At 45.6% G+C, this 16,710-nt stretch carries 18 protein-coding genes; 6 read left to right on the top strand and 12 right to left on the bottom strand.

Going from position 1 to position 16,710, the window contains the following annotated elements:
- Window positions 1-14 precede the first annotated feature (14 nt).
- From G475_RS0122665 to G475_RS0122650, 4 genes are all read right to left on the bottom strand, one after another.
- The gene (locus tag G475_RS0122665; protein WP_026703200.1) at window positions 15-1,355 is read right to left on the bottom strand and encodes a cytosine permease; all 1,341 of its coding nucleotides are present in this window, start codon (window positions 1,353-1,355) and stop codon (window positions 15-17) included.
- A 2-nt stretch (window positions 1,356-1,357) separates the two neighbouring features.
- The gene (locus G475_RS26125; RefSeq protein WP_051302840.1) at window positions 1,358-1,732 is read right to left on the bottom strand and encodes an OsmC family protein; all 375 of its coding nucleotides are present in this window, start codon (window positions 1,730-1,732) and stop codon (window positions 1,358-1,360) included.
- A gap of 9 nt (window positions 1,733-1,741) precedes the next feature.
- The gene (locus G475_RS0122655) at window positions 1,742-2,404 is read right to left on the bottom strand and encodes a TetR/AcrR family transcriptional regulator (RefSeq protein ID WP_035712532.1); all 663 of its coding nucleotides are present in this window, start codon (window positions 2,402-2,404) and stop codon (window positions 1,742-1,744) included.
- Window positions 2,405-2,730: 326 nt separating this feature from the next.
- On the bottom strand, window positions 2,731-3,213 hold the full coding sequence (locus G475_RS0122650) for a metallophosphoesterase family protein (RefSeq protein ID WP_026703198.1): 483 nt from the start codon (window positions 3,211-3,213) through the stop codon (window positions 2,731-2,733).
- Between the two features lie 118 nt (window positions 3,214-3,331).
- Between G475_RS0122650 and G475_RS0122645 the strand changes: the two genes are divergently transcribed.
- Together G475_RS0122645 and G475_RS0122640 are read left to right on the top strand one after the other, a co-directional pair.
- Window positions 3,332-3,952, top strand: coding sequence for a flavodoxin family protein (locus tag G475_RS0122645; RefSeq protein ID WP_026703197.1), 621 nt, complete (start codon window positions 3,332-3,334; stop codon window positions 3,950-3,952).
- 71 nt (window positions 3,953-4,023) lie between these two features.
- Window positions 4,024-4,683, top strand: a complete 660-nt coding sequence (locus tag G475_RS0122640) for a type 1 glutamine amidotransferase domain-containing protein (RefSeq protein WP_026703196.1) — start codon at window positions 4,024-4,026, stop codon at window positions 4,681-4,683.
- A 453-nt stretch (window positions 4,684-5,136) separates the two neighbouring features.
- Here G475_RS0122640 and G475_RS0122635 read toward each other — a convergent pair whose 3' ends face one another.
- Genes G475_RS0122635 through G475_RS0122620 form a run of 4 tightly spaced genes read right to left on the bottom strand, consistent with a single transcriptional unit; the run spans window position 5,137 to window position 10,163 of the window.
- On the bottom strand, window positions 5,137-5,955 hold the full coding sequence (locus G475_RS0122635) for a carbohydrate ABC transporter permease (RefSeq protein WP_026703195.1): 819 nt from the start codon (window positions 5,953-5,955) through the stop codon (window positions 5,137-5,139).
- A gap of 13 nt (window positions 5,956-5,968) precedes the next feature.
- Window positions 5,969-6,844 (bottom strand): carbohydrate ABC transporter permease, encoded by an 876-nt coding sequence (locus G475_RS26120; RefSeq protein WP_051302839.1) that lies wholly within the window; start codon window positions 6,842-6,844, stop codon window positions 5,969-5,971.
- Window positions 6,845-6,904: 60 nt separating this feature from the next.
- On the bottom strand, window positions 6,905-8,209 hold the full coding sequence (locus G475_RS0122625; RefSeq protein WP_026703194.1) for an ABC transporter substrate-binding protein: 1,305 nt from the start codon (window positions 8,207-8,209) through the stop codon (window positions 6,905-6,907).
- A gap of 19 nt (window positions 8,210-8,228) precedes the next feature.
- Window positions 8,229-10,163: a glycoside hydrolase family 127 protein gene (locus tag G475_RS0122620; protein WP_026703193.1), complete on the bottom strand. Its 1,935-nt coding sequence runs from the start codon at window positions 10,161-10,163 to the stop codon at window positions 8,229-8,231.
- Between the two features lie 288 nt (window positions 10,164-10,451).
- Between G475_RS0122620 and G475_RS0122615 the strand changes: the two genes are divergently transcribed.
- Both G475_RS0122615 and G475_RS0122610 read left to right on the top strand, forming a co-directional pair.
- The gene (locus G475_RS0122615; RefSeq protein ID WP_026703192.1) at window positions 10,452-11,342 is read left to right on the top strand and encodes an AraC family transcriptional regulator; all 891 of its coding nucleotides are present in this window, start codon (window positions 10,452-10,454) and stop codon (window positions 11,340-11,342) included.
- A gap of 54 nt (window positions 11,343-11,396) precedes the next feature.
- The gene (locus tag G475_RS0122610) at window positions 11,397-12,503 is read left to right on the top strand and encodes a 5-methyltetrahydropteroyltriglutamate--homocysteine S-methyltransferase (RefSeq protein WP_026703191.1); all 1,107 of its coding nucleotides are present in this window, start codon (window positions 11,397-11,399) and stop codon (window positions 12,501-12,503) included.
- Window positions 12,504-12,784: 281 nt separating this feature from the next.
- Here the strand turns inward: G475_RS0122610 and G475_RS0122600 are convergent, their stop codons facing one another.
- From G475_RS0122600 to G475_RS0122590, 3 genes are read right to left on the bottom strand one after another with little or no spacing between them, the layout of a single operon-like run.
- A complete protein-coding gene (locus G475_RS0122600) occupies window positions 12,785-13,252 on the bottom strand; it encodes a helix-hairpin-helix domain-containing protein (RefSeq protein WP_026703189.1) in 468 nt (155 codons plus the stop codon).
- Window positions 13,249-14,019 carry a TatD family hydrolase gene (locus G475_RS0122595; RefSeq protein WP_026703188.1) on the bottom strand — a complete coding sequence of 257 codons (771 nt, stop codon included), beginning with the start codon at window positions 14,017-14,019 and terminating at the stop codon, window positions 13,249-13,251. Before G475_RS0122595 ends, G475_RS0122600 begins: the two co-directional genes overlap by 4 nt.
- Window positions 14,012-14,887 (bottom strand): alpha/beta fold hydrolase, encoded by an 876-nt coding sequence (locus tag G475_RS0122590; RefSeq protein WP_026703187.1) that lies wholly within the window; start codon window positions 14,885-14,887, stop codon window positions 14,012-14,014. Before G475_RS0122590 ends, G475_RS0122595 begins: the two co-directional genes overlap by 8 nt.
- Window positions 14,888-15,044: 157 nt before the next feature.
- On the opposite strand from G475_RS0122590, the gene G475_RS0122585 reads away from it, so the two are divergent.
- Window positions 15,045-15,455, top strand: coding sequence for a VOC family protein (locus tag G475_RS0122585; protein WP_026703186.1), 411 nt, complete (start codon window positions 15,045-15,047; stop codon window positions 15,453-15,455).
- A gap of 34 nt (window positions 15,456-15,489) precedes the next feature.
- On the opposite strand, the gene G475_RS0122580 is transcribed toward G475_RS0122585, so the two are convergent.
- Complete coding sequence (locus tag G475_RS0122580; RefSeq protein WP_026703185.1) at window positions 15,490-16,377, bottom strand: LysR family transcriptional regulator; 888 nt, start codon at window positions 16,375-16,377, stop codon at window positions 15,490-15,492.
- A 143-nt stretch (window positions 16,378-16,520) separates the two neighbouring features.
- On the opposite strand from G475_RS0122580, the gene G475_RS27460 reads away from it, so the two are divergent.
- Complete coding sequence (locus G475_RS27460; RefSeq protein ID WP_156911868.1) at window positions 16,521-16,673, top strand: hypothetical protein; 153 nt, start codon at window positions 16,521-16,523, stop codon at window positions 16,671-16,673.
- Window positions 16,674-16,710 lie beyond the last annotated feature (37 nt).

The following is a 16,710-nucleotide window of genomic DNA, read 5'->3' as shown; positions in this document are numbered from 1 at the left end:
CCTCCTTTGTTTCATTATTTTTCGTGCTGCCCGGATATCGTTCCAGTTTCAAATGGAATATTCAACGTGCGGAACAGAAATGCCAGCACGATGTAGATAAGAAAAGCCAGCAGCGTAGAATTAATGGCGGTAATGCCAAATCCCAGGCCGGATCCAATCCATCCTCCCAAAATGACCGATACTATCGCGGCCACATTCCATTTTGCATACACCGCTTCGTTTGAAAACTGGTACGTTTGCTTTCTCACCGCCGGACTGACGATCCAATGGTCCGCAATCATAATACCGGCAATCGGCGGTACATATGTACCGAGGAAATTAAGGAATGGAACAAATTGTTCTTCTATGCCAAGCAGTGCAATCAATAGACCAAGAACCCCCATCGCACCAACAAGCACTGCTTTCGACAAGGCGATGGCATTGCGCAGCCCAAGCGAGCCAGTATAAAGATTATTGTCATTGGTGGTCCACTGCGCAAATACGAGAATAAGAAAAGCAAAAAAGCCTAAGCCGATCTGACTCATCGCCGCCGGAATATTCGGCGTCGAACCAACATCCGGAACCTGCGCTGCCAGAGCCATTGCCGCTCCGGCTATAGTGCAGAATAAACCGCCCAGAGCGTAGCCGATCGAAGCCCCAAAGGCTCCACGCGCTGCGGTTTTGCCGTATCTTGTCACATCCGGGAATACAACGGCGCCTAACGCTGCATTTCCGACAACAATCGTTATTCCAGCAAAGAGCGTCATTGATTCCCCTGCCGGTTCCGATGAATATAACGCGTTCCAGCTGCCAGCGTAGGCGACAGCTTCAAACAATCCCCACACCGATAAAAGCACCACAAGTGGAACGGCAACCATGCTGAGTGCAGCCAGCCCTCTATAGCCGATCAACGCGGTAAGGATCATTAAAATACCGCCCCACAGCATCGCCGCCTGCGGCGTGGCAAACCACTGCCCGGGGAACATTTCTGCTATGGTTAGTCCGAAAAAAGAAATTTGATAGCCGAACCATCCGATCCCCATCGTAATGGCAAGCAGGACGCCAAACAATTTTGCACCATAACGGCCAAATGCCTGCCGGGCCAGCATCGTTGTGGAAACGCCATATTTAGCCCCCATCCAGCCTTGAAAAAAACCATACAAAGCCAGTACCAGCATACCGCACAAAGCAGCGATGACCGTTTCCCCAAACGTCAGCCCATTCACTAGAGTGCCTCCAGTGAAAATCGTAGATAAAGAAATCACCCAAGCGCAGCTCGTCACAGACACATTTAATGTCGAGCGGCGTTTTTGTTCCGGTACAGGGGATACCGAATAATCTTCAAATCTGTTCCCTGTGTTCTGTTGAGATTCCATACTTAACCACCCTCTCCTTCGTTTAGAAAAATATCAGCACCCTGTTGAAGGGTGTTGCCCACAGTACATGCTCTTTCTGCCATTTTAACAAGTTTTTTCCTGTATGAATCCGTAAAGGACATCGGGAGTTGGATATCCACGGTAAAGGATTCGATTCTGGATGGAGCCTGCTCTGCTTTTTTTGTATTCACCGAAATCTGATACTCTTTTGGTTCCACCTGGTCCCGACTCATTAATTGTCCTAATGTTTTCATTATACAAAATCCTAGAGAACCGGCAAGCCAGTCCACCGGAGTGAGATCATCAAGCCGCACAGGGGATTGTTCTGTCCCGCGGTAAAAGTAATATTCCTGCTGTGTCCATTGAATGGTAATCAAAAGTTGTGTTCATCCTTTCTTTTCGCCTTTGCTCCAGGCTCCGGCAATGCCGTAAAATTCAAATTCAGCCGCGTAGCGGGCCATTTTTTCCGCTGTTATATGTGATTGATAATTAATGTCAAGGTTAGGTCCGAACAGCCACCTTGAGATTGTTCCAGTAATCATATTCGTAATCAATGCCGCCTGTACCTCAGGCTCCGTTTGTTTTGGGAGCAGCTCCAGCTCCATGGCACGCTCCAGATTACGCCGGAACGCCTCCTCTATTGCTTTGTACGTTTCCGCTACAGCCTTCCGGATCGCCAGGTCCGCCCCATATCCCTTAATAAAAAGTAAGATCATCAAATGGCGGTTATCATCGGCAAAAGTAAATAAATCATAAAACAAGTTTGTCGTAGAAGCCGCCATTTCTTCCACAGCAGCTTCTTCCCGGCGGTATCCCTGCTCTATGACTGCCAGCACCTTTTGTTTTCCTTCATTGATAACATCCAGGGCAGCTTCTTCTTTGCTTTGAAAATACCAGTAAAATGTACCTTGTGAAACATCTGCTTCCCGGACCACATCAGATACTTTCGTTTTGTGGTAGCCGTTTAATGCAAATTGCTCTAACGCAACATCCAGCAGCTGTCTTTTCCGTTCTTCTGTGTTAGGTTTGCTGTTCTTCTTGTTTTGCATACATGCACTCCTGAAGCTTTTTTGATTGACTAATCAATCAGTTTTTTAATGAATACTTACAAATTCCTATATGTTTACTTCATTTTAATCGTTTGCTGTCGAACCGTCAATCGTTTGACCTGCAACAATAGATACTAATTCCCGTTACAAATTGCTTATTTTATATTTACATTCTGTCTCCGAAAATGTCTGGTAAACAGGGATATCGGACTTTCTCTTTTCTCGGCTGATTTATGTCTCCTATCCTGCTGGAGAAGACATTTCGGAACTGCTGCATCGCTCTTTTGTATTATCTCCATATCCTGCGGGATCTTATAATGCCATACTTACAGAAATATGTGTTTCGCTTCAATCGTCCGCTCCAGGTAAAGGAGGCCGAACGAACAATACGGAAGGCGGCGCCGGTATAACAAAGATCCGGGGTTGAACAGCAGCGTCTTTCCGGAATAACGCAGCAGCGGTATGTGGGAATGACCAAAAATTAAAATGTCAGGCGGTGTCGGAAACGCTCCGAGTGCACGTTTTTCGGTCGTTTTCTTTTCACCGTGACCATGAACCACGCCCACGCTCCACTTCTCTAAATGCAGCCATTGTTTTTCCGGCACAAGTTGTGTTATCTCCTCCCCATCGACATTTCCATAAACTCCCGACACTTTGCCAAAGCGTTTCAGTTCTCTATATACTTCTGGAATCTGCCAGTCCCCGGTATGGATAATATGATCGGCGGATTGCATTTCCTCCTTGACCTTCTCCGGAAACGACACTTCCGGTTTATTTATATGAGTATCTCCGAGCACAACCACTTTCATGGGACTTCCTCCTCCTCTTCTACCTGCTTTCATTATAACGGAGAAGCAGCATGTTTACATCTCACCCTGAGAAGGAATACACAGGACAGGAAGTACAGGAATGCAAAGGAGTCTTCTTATGTCTCAACTACAAGCTCTGTTTCTCAATACCTCGTTAAAACGAGGACAAGAAAGGTCAAACACGAGCGCTTTACTGGAAAAAGCCGGAGCCTGGCTGCAAAAAGAAAATGTGGCAGTGGAAGAGGTGCGGATCGCTGATTACCGTATTCTACCCGGCATGGAGCCGGATATGGGAGACGGAGATGAATGGCCCTCCATTCGATCCAAGGTGATGAAGGCAGACATTCTCCTTATTGGCACCCCGGTTTGGATCGGAGAGCGCAGCAGTCTCTCCACCCTTGTCCTGGAGAGGCTCTACGCTTCAAGCGGGGAAACCAATGAGAAAGGCCAGGCCATATATTACAATAAAACAGCTGGTGTGGTCGTAACAGGTAATGAAGATGGTGCCAAGAATGCGGCAAAACCAATATTATACGCCCTGCAGCATATTGGGTTCACTGTACCGCCAAACGTCGATGCTTACTGGGTCGGAGAAGCAGGGCCCGGTCCTTCCTACATCGAAGCCGGCCAGAATAGTGAATTTACAAAAAAGAACACAAAAATGATGGCATACAATCTCATCCATTTTTCCCGTATGCTCCGGGAAACGCCGATTCCAGCGGAAGGGAACACAGAATAAGCAGTATTTTTTACATTCAGGTGCGCATCATATTACGATGGGAACGTATTTTATGAAGGAGGAATGCAACCATGGCAGACAAAAAGGTATTAATGGTCGTGACCAACCATACTACCATCACCGATGATCATAAAACGGGGCTGTGGCTGGAAGAATTCGCGGTGCCGTATAATGTATTTAAAGAAAATGGATTTGATGTAAAAGTGACAAGCATTGAAGGCGGTGAAGTTCCACTCGATCCCAACAGTATTGAAGACCGGGAAGAATGGAAAGAGGCAGAGGGTGTGCTCCAAAACACCGTAAAACTAAGCGAAGAAGACAAACATGGTTATGACGCGATTTTCCTCCCGGGTGGACACGGAACGATGTTCGACTTCCCAGACAGTGAGGTTTTGCAGAACGTCCTGCAGCATTTTGCAGAAGAAGGACGTGTGATCAGTGCCGTTTGCCACGGACCAGCCGGTCTTGTGAACGCAACCTATCAAGATAAAACTCCGATCGTCAAGGGAAAACGTGTAGCGGCCTTCACCGATGATGAAGAAATCGAAATGCAGCTTGATTCCCATATGCCCTTCATGCTGGAGTCAAAGCTGCGGGAAAAAGGCGCCAACTTTGAACGAGGCGAAAGCTGGAGCGACTTTTCCGTCAGCGACGGCAATCTTGTTACCGGACAAAATCCTCAATCCAGCAGAAGTACTGCAGAAAAAGTAGTAAAGGTACTCGAATCCTAAGCCATACAAACAAAAGCCAGCTGCCGCATTCGGACAGCTGGCTTTTATTAACACTAACAGCGTAAAACCGCTGTTTTTCAGAGCGTGCGGCCCTTGCTGCCTTCTTCGATAAATTATTCAAGGTTATGGGAGGACGGTACAACAGATTTTTTTCCTGCCGGCGCCCATACGGAGGTTGGAGGATCGTTCGTTTCTGTTTTCTCCTGTTCGTATTCCCAAAGCGCCTTTGGAAGCCAGTAATTCTTCTATTCTTATTGCTGATGGGATCAAAAGCCGGGCTGGGGGGAGATAAGGGGCGAGGACTCTTTAGGTCGCGTCCTCCACGCTGTGCTTGCCCTTCCTCCCTCTCTTGTTTTAGCCGCCAGCAATCATCCAGCATATCTTCTCTTCCTTATTCGATAGCAGAGGGTAGGAGCGTGGATTCTCGCCCCTCTCTGAACATTGTCGTATCTATTATTCTTTCACCGCTCCTGCGGTAAGACCGCTTATAATATAGCGCTGCAGAAATACAGAAATTAAGACAATGGGGATGGTGGCTGTGACAGCGGCGGCCGTCATCTGCCCCCAGTCCAGAGAATGCACCCCCTGAAATCTCGAAATGGCAACGGGAACTGTTCGTGCAGATTCAGAAGAAGTAAAGATCAATGCAAACAAAAACTCATTCCATGCGAGGGTAAACGCAATAATTCCGACGGTTAAAATACTGGGTATAGACAATGGTAGAAAAATTCTCATAATCATTTTAACAACACCACATCCATCCATAATGGCGACTTCTTCAATCGAAGGATGAATGGTCTTGAAAAAGCCTGTCAGAATCCAAACGACCAATGGCGTGAAATACGCAACATAAGGAAGAATCAACGCAAAGTACGTATCAATCGCTCCGATACTTCTCAAAAAGTCAAATAAAGGGCTGATAATGAAAATGCCAGGAAAAATTGTAATAAACAATACAAGCATAAATAATGGATTTTTAAACCGGAAATGCAGCCTTGCAAAAGAATAAGCTGCCGGTACGCCGATAATAAGACAGACAAGGGAAGTTATTCCGGAAACCATGAAACTATTCCAGATATTTGATAAAAATCCGCTTTCAAAAATAACCTGTACATAATTATCAATAATAAGCTGTTTCGGCACAATACTTAACGCGAATATTTCATTCTGGGACTTGAATGAAGTCAGCATGGTCCAAAGGTAAGGGGTAAGATTTATGAGAACAAGGAGAGTAAAAAATATCCAAAACAGAACGCCTGATTTTTGTTTCATGCTGTACCTCCTTTCAGGTCTCCATATTTTTGTTCATCCCTCTAACATAAAAAGAAATTAATACTCCGATTACGAGGACCCCAATGACTGCCATCGCTCCGCCTAAACCGAAATCGAGATACTGAAAAAATACTTTGTAATTATAAAGGGTGAAAATCTCCGTGGCTTCCCCTGGGCCTCCTCCCGTCATAATATAAACGATATCAATCACGTTAATAGTCTGCAGGGTCGTAAATATTAAACCTAAAAGAATAAAAGGTTTGATCAGGGGCAGCGTGATATAAAAATATTTCTGCCAGGCATTCGATCCATCCATATCTGCGCTTTCGTAAAGATCCTTTGAAATTGTCTGAAGACCGGATATAACAATCAAAGTCAGCAGCGGAGTTGTTTTCCATACATTCGTCGTTATGACGCTTAACATGGCATAATGATCTGAAACGAGCCACGGGATACTTCGCTCTATGACCCCTATCTTTTTCAGGATAAAATTAATAACCCCAAAATCCGTATCATACATGAATTTCCAAGCCTGGGCAGCCACAACAGGAGCCACAGCCCAGGGAAGCAGGATCGATGCCCGGAAAAAAGCCCGCCCTCTAAATGATTGATTTGCGATCTGTGAAGTAATGAGGGCAAACAGCAGCATGCCGGTTACACTGCCCAAAATGTAAATAAGACTGGTTATAATAGAAGAACGGAATCTCTCACTTTGAAATAGCGCAGCGTAATTATCCAGTCCGATAAACGTATTCTGCGCATCGGGATCCGACAGCTGATAAGATTGAAAACTGTAAAAAACGGTGGTAAGAAGCGGGATAAATACAATGACAATAATCATGATAAACATCGGAATCAGCAAGAAATAAGGCAAATATTTGTTTCGCACCTGGAACCCCCCGGTCCCGCCAGGATTACGCTTACCCGGCGGTTATTCATTTAATAATAATCAATCATTCAAACCTTTTATTTCCGAAGCCAGTGCATCCAGAGCTTCCTGCGGAGACACGTCTCCATTTAATGCTTCATGAATATGGGATTGTGCCATATCAGACAATTGGGCGTACTGCGGGTGCGTCGGTCTGACAGAGGCATCATCAAAAACGGTAAGATATTCTTCCAGGTACGGATTTGCTTCTAGTACCTCTTCGTCTTCATACAGATCGAGATGCGTCCCTACCTGGCCGCCTCCCATTAATACGGTTTTCTGATTTTCAAAAGTTGTAAACCATTTGATCACGTCCCACGCTTCCTCGGCATGTTCAGTGTGATCAGCAATCGCAAAGTTCCATCCGCCTACGGCATTTGCTTTCTGGCCGCCTTCAAATCCAGGATTACTGGCTACCCAAGTTTTACCTTTTACCGGCGAGTCGTCTGCCTGATTCACACTGTATACGTACCCCCAGTTTGGATGGAACAAAGCCTGCCCCTGAGTAAATGGAATCCGGGCATCATCCGGTGTGGCATTCCCAATCGCAGAGGCGGAAACTACTTCATATTCATCAACCATGTCCACCATGAATTGCAGGGCCTCCACTGCTTCTGGACTGTTAATCGTTACATTTCCTTCCTCATCGAAGAAATTGCCGCCTTTCGCATGTAAAAATTCGGTGAAGCTGACAATCAGCTGTTCCGACCGGCCCCAGTGCATGGAAAATCCCTGCACGCCTTCTTCTTCTTGAATCAGCTGAGCCGTTTCTACAGCTTCTTCATACGTTTCCGGAACACTCCGCTCATATTTTTCGAGCAAATCTTCCCGGTACCACATAGGATGAAGGTCGTTGAACCACGGAACAGCCCAAATGTTGTCATCATATTTCATCGCATCTACCTGCCGTGCAATATAATTGCCCTGCATATCTTCGGTAAACATGTCATCCAATGGTTTCAGCCAGCCTGCTTCTGCAAATTCAGCCACCCATACCACATCTAAATTAACGATATCTAAATTATCAGATTCTGCTGTTAACTGCGTCACCGTCTGATCGTGCATTTCTGAAGCATTATTGGACATTTCGACGAATTCTACCTTAATATCTTCATGTTCCTCATTGAACCTTTGGCGTGCATCTTCCATCATTCCATTCGGATCACTCTCCAGTTTAGCCATATGAAGCGTTACCGCATCACTATTTCCTTCACTCCCTCCATTTGCTTCTTCCCCCGAATCGGAGGTCCCTGAAGAACAAGCGCTTACCAGAAAAATGGCAGTAATACAGACGATACCTACCCGTAATGCCACATTACCTTTCATATGAATCCCCTCCTCAAAATTATCTGCATGCTTCTCTGAGCCAAATTCTCATTTCACCGGGTTCTCTATTGGCCCAGGCATAATACGGAATCGCTTTCAAGTCGACCGTGACTTGTTCCGGCTTCCTCGTCGTATATAATTCGCTGCTTAATGGCATAGTTTCCCGGTATGCTCTTCCATGAAGAATCACCATTCCATCAAGCAGCTCTTCATATTCTGCCTGTAAACTAGTTTCATCCGAAACAAGGATTTCTTGAAGGTTTCTTCCATTGTCCGCTTCTTCCACACAGTACACGATGGGTCCCCGCTGCAGCGCCACTTTTCCTGTATTCTCCCGCAGCCTGGTATCTGCTCTTAGGAAATGGAGCTTCATCGGCAGCGTGAGTACGATTTCATCTCCCGTATGCCAGGCTCTTTTCAATTTGGCATATCCTTTTTCTGTGACCTCATTCAGAATTACCACCTCTCCATTAATCTGTATGTTTGGATCCTGGCACCATCCAGGAAGACGCAGGGCCAGTGTCCATTCCACCCCCTCTTTTTCCGAATCGATCTTGAATGATACGGTGTCCTTCCAAGGGTAATCGGTAGTCTGGGTAAGTGTAATGGGCTGATTATTAATAATTAAATTGGTTTCACTTCCTGCGTATAGATGAACATAGAGCTCTTTGGCTTTTTCATTCAGGGTAAACATATATTGGCCAAATGAACTTAGAAACCGGGCAATATTTGGCGGGCAGCAGGCACATACAAACCACCCCTGCCTAGTTACCTCTGTATCTGATAAGTCATTTCTCTTCTGGACTGCTTCCGGCCATACTTCTAATGGATTGACGTAAAAATATTTCGTTCCATCCAGCGACATCCCGGAAATAAGGCCGTTATAAATGGTCCTTTCCATAGCATCTGCATAAGAAGAGTCTGCATCAATCATGATCATCCGCCAGGCCCAGAAGACCAATCCGACCGAAGCACATGTTTCAGTGTAAGCTCTGTCGTTTGGAAGATCATAATCAAAGGTGAACGATTCGTGATAGTGAGAAGAACCAATGCCTCCTGTGATATACATTCTTTTTAATACCATGTTCTCCCACAGTCTTTTGCACGCAGCTGCCAATTCTTCGTCTTTGCATTCTGCAGCAAGCTCAGCGGCGGCACTGTAGAGATATACCGCCCGTACCGCGTGTCCTTCTATACTTGTCTGCTCTCTGATAGGAAGATGGGATTGGGAATAAGAATGTTCCTTCCGTTTTTTCTCTTCCCGTTCTTCCGCTTCCCATTCAAAATAGTGCGGTTCTCTTCCTCTTTCATTAACAAAAAATTTACACAGGTTTAAATATTTTTTATTTTCTGTGGTTTTATATAGTTTTAAAAGAGCCAGCTCTATTTCAGGGTGGCCCGGGTAGCCCCTTCGTTTCTCTTTTTCCGGCCCAAACACTTCAGCAATAAGATCTACCAACCGGCACGCCACTTTTAACAATTGATTTTTTCCAGTTGCTTCAAAATACCCCACCGCGGCTTCTATTAAATGGCCCGCACAGTACAATTCGTGGTCATCCCGTAAATTGGTCCATTTGCGGTCAGGGTGGACGCATTGATGATAGGTGTGAAGATATCCATCTGCCTCCTGGGCTGCTTCGATAACCGCAACTGCCTCATCTGTTTTTTGTTCCAGTCCCTCTTCTCGTGTTATAGATAACGAATACGATGCGGTTTCCAGCCATTTATATAAGTCACTGTCCTGAAAAACCATGCCATAGTAAGAATGATTCGACAGCCCAGCCGCGACTCGGAAATTTTCGAGCGTATGACTCGGCTCCACGCCAGGAATATTGTCATTCAACGTTTTCCATTGATAAGGGATGACGGAGTATCTCACAAGTTCCTGCCGTTTCTTCCAAAATTGGTCTTTCAGTTGGATATTCGATAATGGAAGCGCTGTCATTTTAGTCATTTTTAAAATCCCCTTTCCCCTTCTTTTACAACGTGTAGTTTATATTAGAATAAGTGTAATATAATGACTATAGCATTTTAAAACTGTCTCTATTGTTCCTTCCAATAATTCAATCATCTCTTATTCATCCCTCTTCTTATCGTTCTATATTGGTATTTATTTTGTTATAATAAAAAGAGCAATTAGCTTATTACCTAAATCATATCATTCGCTCTATAGGCTGTCGGTAGTTAAAAAGAAAGAATGGGTGTAGAATACTGACCTATATTTTTGAAGGAGGTGTTGGACGTGCATATAAAAACCAGTATTAAAGAGCCTCTGGAATTTATCTCTGCCGGACAGTTTGTTTCAGATAAGTCTTGGAGACATGAAAAGAGAGTGATTGACAGTTATGAGCTTATCATTGGGGTGAACCATACCCTCTATATGAAACAGGCCGAACAGAAATATAGTATTGAACCCGGTCAGACCATGCTTGTGCTGCCGGAGCAGACGCACGAAGGGTATGCAGACTGTCCTCCAAACTTATCTTTTTACTGGGTCCATTTTTTATCCCCGGCTCCGATGTATCAAATAAGTGATGAAGAAATGGATCATGAAATATCACATTTGCGAAGAAATCCTGACACCCAGAATGCTATTACAGACATTTATCTACCTGGATATTTTAATTTAACAGTATCGGACCGCGTTAATATTCTTTTCCAGCAGCTCCTGCACGTCGATAACTCCAATTATTACACGTCCTCCAGTGTGCACTATTTATTGACGTCTTTATTAATTGAATTATCCGAACAGAATATAACGAATTTTTATTATGATCATCATGAAAACCAGCTCGATCATCATTTAGTAAAAATTATGGAGTGGACAAGAATCCATGCTTTGGAGGACCTTACATTAAGAAAAGTAGCGGAAGAATTTAATTACAACAAAGATTACTTATCAAGACTGTTTAAAACCAAAACGGGTATGAATGTAAGCGAGTATATTCATCTGCTTAAAATTTCCAAAGCTAAGGAGCTGCTCAGCCGTACAAGCAGCAGTGTCAAAGAAGTGGCAGCTGCCATAGGAATGGAGGACGAAAAATACTTCATGAAACTGTTTAAAAACTATGAAAATTTGACCCCGACTGAATTCAGAAAAGCGTTTTACCGGACCCATATGAATAATAAGTAATGTTATACTAGAAACCAACTGACCTAACATTTACACAGAAAGAAGGAATGGAATATGAGTGGAGAACAAAAACAAGCCCCGTTCCGGGCTGATCATGTAGGAAGCCTGCTCCGGTCCGAGGAGATTAAAAAAGCACGGCGCCAATTTGAAAACGGCGAAATCGACAAACTGCGGCTGCGGGACATAGAAGATTTGGAAATCACCCGTATTGTAGAGAAGCAGAAAGAAGCAGGCCTTGAAGCTGTCACAGACGGCGAATTCCGCCGGAGCTGGTGGCACTTTGACTTTTTGAGCGGGCTGGATGGCGTAGAAGAATATGAGGCCGAGACCGGGATTCAGTTTGAAGGAGTAGAAACGAAAGCCCGTGCCCTCCGTATCACTGGAAAACTTGATTTCACCAGCCATCCGATGATCGATGATTTTCGTTTCCTGAAAAGCATCGCCGGGGACCATACAGCGAAAATGACCATCCCAAGTCCAAGTATGCTTCATTTCCGCACTGAATTTGCCGGCGGCGTATATGAGGATCGTGCTTCCTTTTTCCATGACCTGGCCGCCGTATATAAAAAAGCCATCCATGCTTTTTATGAAGAAGGCTGCCGTTACCTTCAGCTGGATGATACGTCCTGGGCGTACTTCTGCTCGGAAGACCAGCCGGAGGAAGTCCTCGGCCAAGGGGTGGATCCGGAAGAGATCAAAAGCTGGTACGCCAAAACCATTAATGACGCTATGGCTGATAAACCAGAGGATATGAAGATCACGATGCACATCTGCCGAGGCAATTTCCGCTCCACCTGGATCGCATCCGGCGGATATGAACCAGTGGCCGAAACCATCTTTCAAAAACTGAATGTGGATGGGCTGTTTTTAGAATACGACACCGACCGTGCCGGTGGCTTTGAACCGCTCCGTTACGTGAATCGTCCGGATCTCAGCATTGTGCTCGGTTTGATAACGTCGAAATTCGGGGAACTTGAAGATGCTGAAGAAGTGAAAAAGCGGATCCATGAAGCGGCGGAATATGTGAACCTGGATCAGCTCAGCCTTAGTCCGCAGTGCGGCTTTGCCTCCACCGAAGAAGGGAACATTTTGACCGAGGACGAGCAGTGGGAGAAACTCCGCCATGTGGTGCGCATCGCAGAAGAGGTATGGGGAAGCTGAACCGGGGCAGCCGGCACAACAGGCATGATGAATCGCTCATTATGCCTGTTTTCTTTATACTATCTTCGGACATTTATTCCCTTATATGGCTGATTAAAGGTCCTTTGGCAGTTTTTTTGGACATTTGTTCCGCTATCCGGGCTTTGGACGCTTTTTTTATGCTGAAAATGGTGATTAACGGAATAAATGTCCAGTTCCCCCTTGAAACTGGGTGAAATAGAAGAAATAACGGAACAAATGTCCAACGTGGCTTCACCCTTTCTGTTCAGCTTTTTATATCGTCACTTTTCTTCGTACCAGGGTAATGTTGGACGGTCTGCGGGGTATCCTTCCATTTCCCGGTAAACTTTTCTTTCTTCTGTAAAATCAAACCACTGCCGGGAGCTTCCCGGATTCCCTGCATGGTAGACGATACAGCGAAGCTGATCTTCAACGCATGGATCCGTCCAGACGCCAAGCCTTTGTTCTAATTGATCCAGCCACTGCGCCCCGTTTTTAGAAGTCACCTCTTCGAATGTCCGAACACCGAGCCCATCGACCATTTGTGTCGCCCCCTTTTCTCCAATGGAAGGTATCTGTTGAAACAATGCCAGGGCGTGAAGCCGCTCTGCCCGATCCTTCGGGCAGTCCAGCATTTTCTGCAGTTCTTCAACCCGGCGTGTATGTATGTCAGCGAGTACTACATGATGCTTTCTCAGCGCCGAACGTTCCTTACGCGTGAGCGGCAGTTTTGGGGGTGATTGTTTCATGTTTGGTCCCTCCCATATAAACGTGTGGCATTCCGCGCCGTCTTTTTCCGCAGATCTTCCTTCTTCTCTGTTCTTTGTGCTGCAAGAACATCAAGTACAGCTTCCAGCAGAAGAGGCGATGTCTCTGCCCCTTCAAATGGACCTTGAAAGGGCCATGGACCATCCGTTTCTATTAAAAGCTGTTCATCCGGAACCATCGCTGCTAAATGCTGGTCCCGCTCCCGGTAACAGACTTCCGGGGTAACAGAAATCATGTATCCGGCTTCCGTTATATGCTGCACCACCTCTGCCGGGGCTTTCAGCCAGTGGAAATGGGCTGGGAGCATTGGAGCTTCTCTTTGAAGGATATCGTAAACCATTCCGGCTTGGTCATGAACAGCATGAAGGGCGACGGGAAGCTCCAAATCTGAGGCAAAAGCCAGACATTCAGCAAGAAACTCTTTATAAACGTCAAGCGGCGAGGGAAGATGGTCCAACTCGTAATGCGGCAGTCCAATTTCTCCGATACAGGAGATTCGGTCTCTTTCCAGCTTTACAAGCTGTTTCCATTCTTCCCATTCTGCTGTGGCCGGCAGTGGTTTTTCCGGGTGAAAACCGCATCCAGCCAGTACGAAATCAGGAAATTTATCCTTTAATTCAAGTGTCCGGTAGGAAGAAGCAAGATCGTTGGACACGGCTGTTACCTGCCTCACCCCGGCACGCTGCCATTCAGATATCCGCTCCGGCACATGATCATATTGTTCCAGATGGATATGAGCATCAATCATGTCCCCGTCCTCCTGTTCGCAGAAAGGATATTATCATTCGGTTGACGTTTTCGGATTCCGGCCCAATCCACAGGAGATGCCCCCAATGATCCAGCACTTGCAGTTCCGCATGCGGCGCCAGTTTTTTCGCATGAAACGCATGGGCTGGCGGTACCGAATTGTCATGTCTGCTGTGCAGAATCAACATAGGGCAGCTGATGTTTTTCAGCTCCTCCGTCATCACCGCTTGAGTTTGTTCAATATCCAGAAGAAAGCCGGCCTGAGAGCGCTGGCGCTTTAACATGTCATGAAACTGTTCCAAGTGATTCCGGGTAAAAACGGCTCCTATGGCTGAATACGGAAGCATGCTGAACGAAGAAGCCATCAGTCGAAAAACCAAGGAAGGTGAAAAGCGTGCCATCGCTGTTATGATTCGCCAAGTCCCTTTTTCAATCAACGGATGGAAAAGCAGCCGCGCTGCCGCATATTCCCTATCGGTGCTGCTCATCCATGGCTTAGTGACAGCTGACTGCAAAGTAAGAGAGCGAACCCGTTCCGGAAAAAGCGAAGCAAACTGAATCCCGCTGGGACCGCCGGCCGACATCGCGAGGACATCAACTTTTGCGATATCCAGAAAATCCAGCAGTTTCCTGTAAGCTTCTACCGCCGATCTTAGCGTTTCACCAATGCAGACCGAGGTTTCCCCATATCCCGGCCGGGACGGGGTCAGCACAGAATAACCTGCAGCAAGGATAGCGTCATAGCCGAAGTCCTCCAGGCTGTTCGAATGTCCTCCATGCATCATCAGCACCGGCGGACCGCTTCCCGCAATTGTATATTCCATCACGGCCCCGTCTTCAAAATAGTATTTCCCTAAAATCCGACCCATCTAAGATGCCTTCTTTCTATATTTGTAAAATTATTTCTGTTAAAACACTTCTCGATAATTGTCTTATTTCCTGCAGGTAGATCTATTAGAGAATAATAGAGGAAAGGAAAAGGGGAGTATCGAAAGATTGTAGTAGACTGGTATTAGGAGGCTTCCAATGATCAAGCAGACAATTCCTTATTTAACGTTCGACGGAGAAGCTCAGGCGGCGCTGAAATATTATGAGAAAGTGTTTGGAGCAGAGGTATTTGAGGTACAGACGTTTGGCGAAGCTGATTTTCCCACTCCGCCGGAAGCGGACGAACGAATCATTCATGCTCGTTTTCAAAAGGGCCATATGCTCGTCTATGTATCCGATTCCTTTCCCGGCCAGGCGGTGGAGAAAGGAAATAATTTTACCCTTGCCCTCGATTTTGACACCGAGGACGAACAGAAAACCGTGTACTACGCGCTGGCAGAAGAAGGCATCGTGCATATGGAGCTGCAGGAAACGTTTTGGAGGGCGGTATATGCGAAAGTCCAGGATCCCTTTGGCGTAACCTGGGATCTGAATAGGCAGCAATCATAAGACGCCGTTCTCTTATTGGTTTTTCTCGTTCTCTTTAATGTCGAAAAAAATCGTATAAAAAGTTATAAAATATTTTTTCTGTAGGCAGCAGCTGACGGTCTGCCGGTGTAATGATACCAACGGTACGCGTGACCTGAGGCTGCTTGATTTTTTTCTTCACAGTGAAACGCGGGGTCGTGTCCACAAGTGTTATTTCAGGAATTAAAGCAATCCCAAGACCGGCAGAAACAAGCCCCTTCAATGCATCCACGTCATCTCCTTCAAACGCTATATTCGGTTCAAATCCTGCCTCGGCACATGCCTGAATAACTAATTCCCGAAAATGCATCCCTTCCGGAAGCAGAATAAAGGATTCGTCCCGCAGCTGCTCCAATCTTACGTCTTTTGCTTTTGCAAAGGCATGATCCTTCGGAAGAAGAGCAATCACGTTTTCCGTAAATAATACATGTCCTTCTACTTTATCTACCTCTACCGGTACCGGAGCTAGGAGGCCCATGTTAAATTCACCATTGATCACTTCTTCAATTACATCATAATAAATATTCTGCTTCAGCTGAAAATTCGCATTTGGATATTCCTGCCGAAAAGAGGATATAGCTGTTGGCAGTGTGTAAGCAGCCATACTGATCGGATACGTTATACGAATGGTCCCCCGCTCCGGCTGCAAATATTCCTGAACTTCCTGTGTGGCGCTGTCAAGCATTTGTATTACCTGTTTCGTGCTTTCTAAAAAAACTCTTCCGATCGGTGTTAACCTTACCCTTCTTCCCTGCCTCACAAATAAATCCACCCCCAGTTCGGTTTCTAGATTTCCGATCTGACGGCTTACCGCAGACTGAGCCACATGCAGGGTTTCTGCAGCTTCCGTTATATGCTCCCGTTTTGCAACTTCCATAAAATAGTGCAACTGACGTATCTCCAATTCGTCCCTCTCCATTCATCGCATTTTGATATGTTTTTTATCGTTTATTTATATTGATCAGAATGATTCCCACCTTTTAAAATACATGTATATTGTTTATTTTACAAACATTGCAGTGTTTCCATGAGGAAAGGGGGGAGACAATGAAAAAGACAGGCTGGAGATTTTGGCAGGAACGCGTCATTCAGGAAGAATACACGAAACCAGAAATAGCAGAAAACCACCGCAGAAAGAAAATGGAACAAATTAATAGGAAATATCAGGGTTTTTACCTTCCAAAGGTTTCAAGAAAATAGAGTTGAATGTTTATAGGTTAAACCGGCCGGTTTTTTT

The sequence above is a fragment of the Salibacterium aidingense DSM 18341 genome (assembly GCF_000429685.1).
Taxonomy (GTDB): domain Bacteria; phylum Bacillota; class Bacilli; order Bacillales; family Marinococcaceae; genus Salibacterium; species Salibacterium aidingense.
This window is presented reverse-complemented; position numbering and strand designations above follow the sequence as displayed.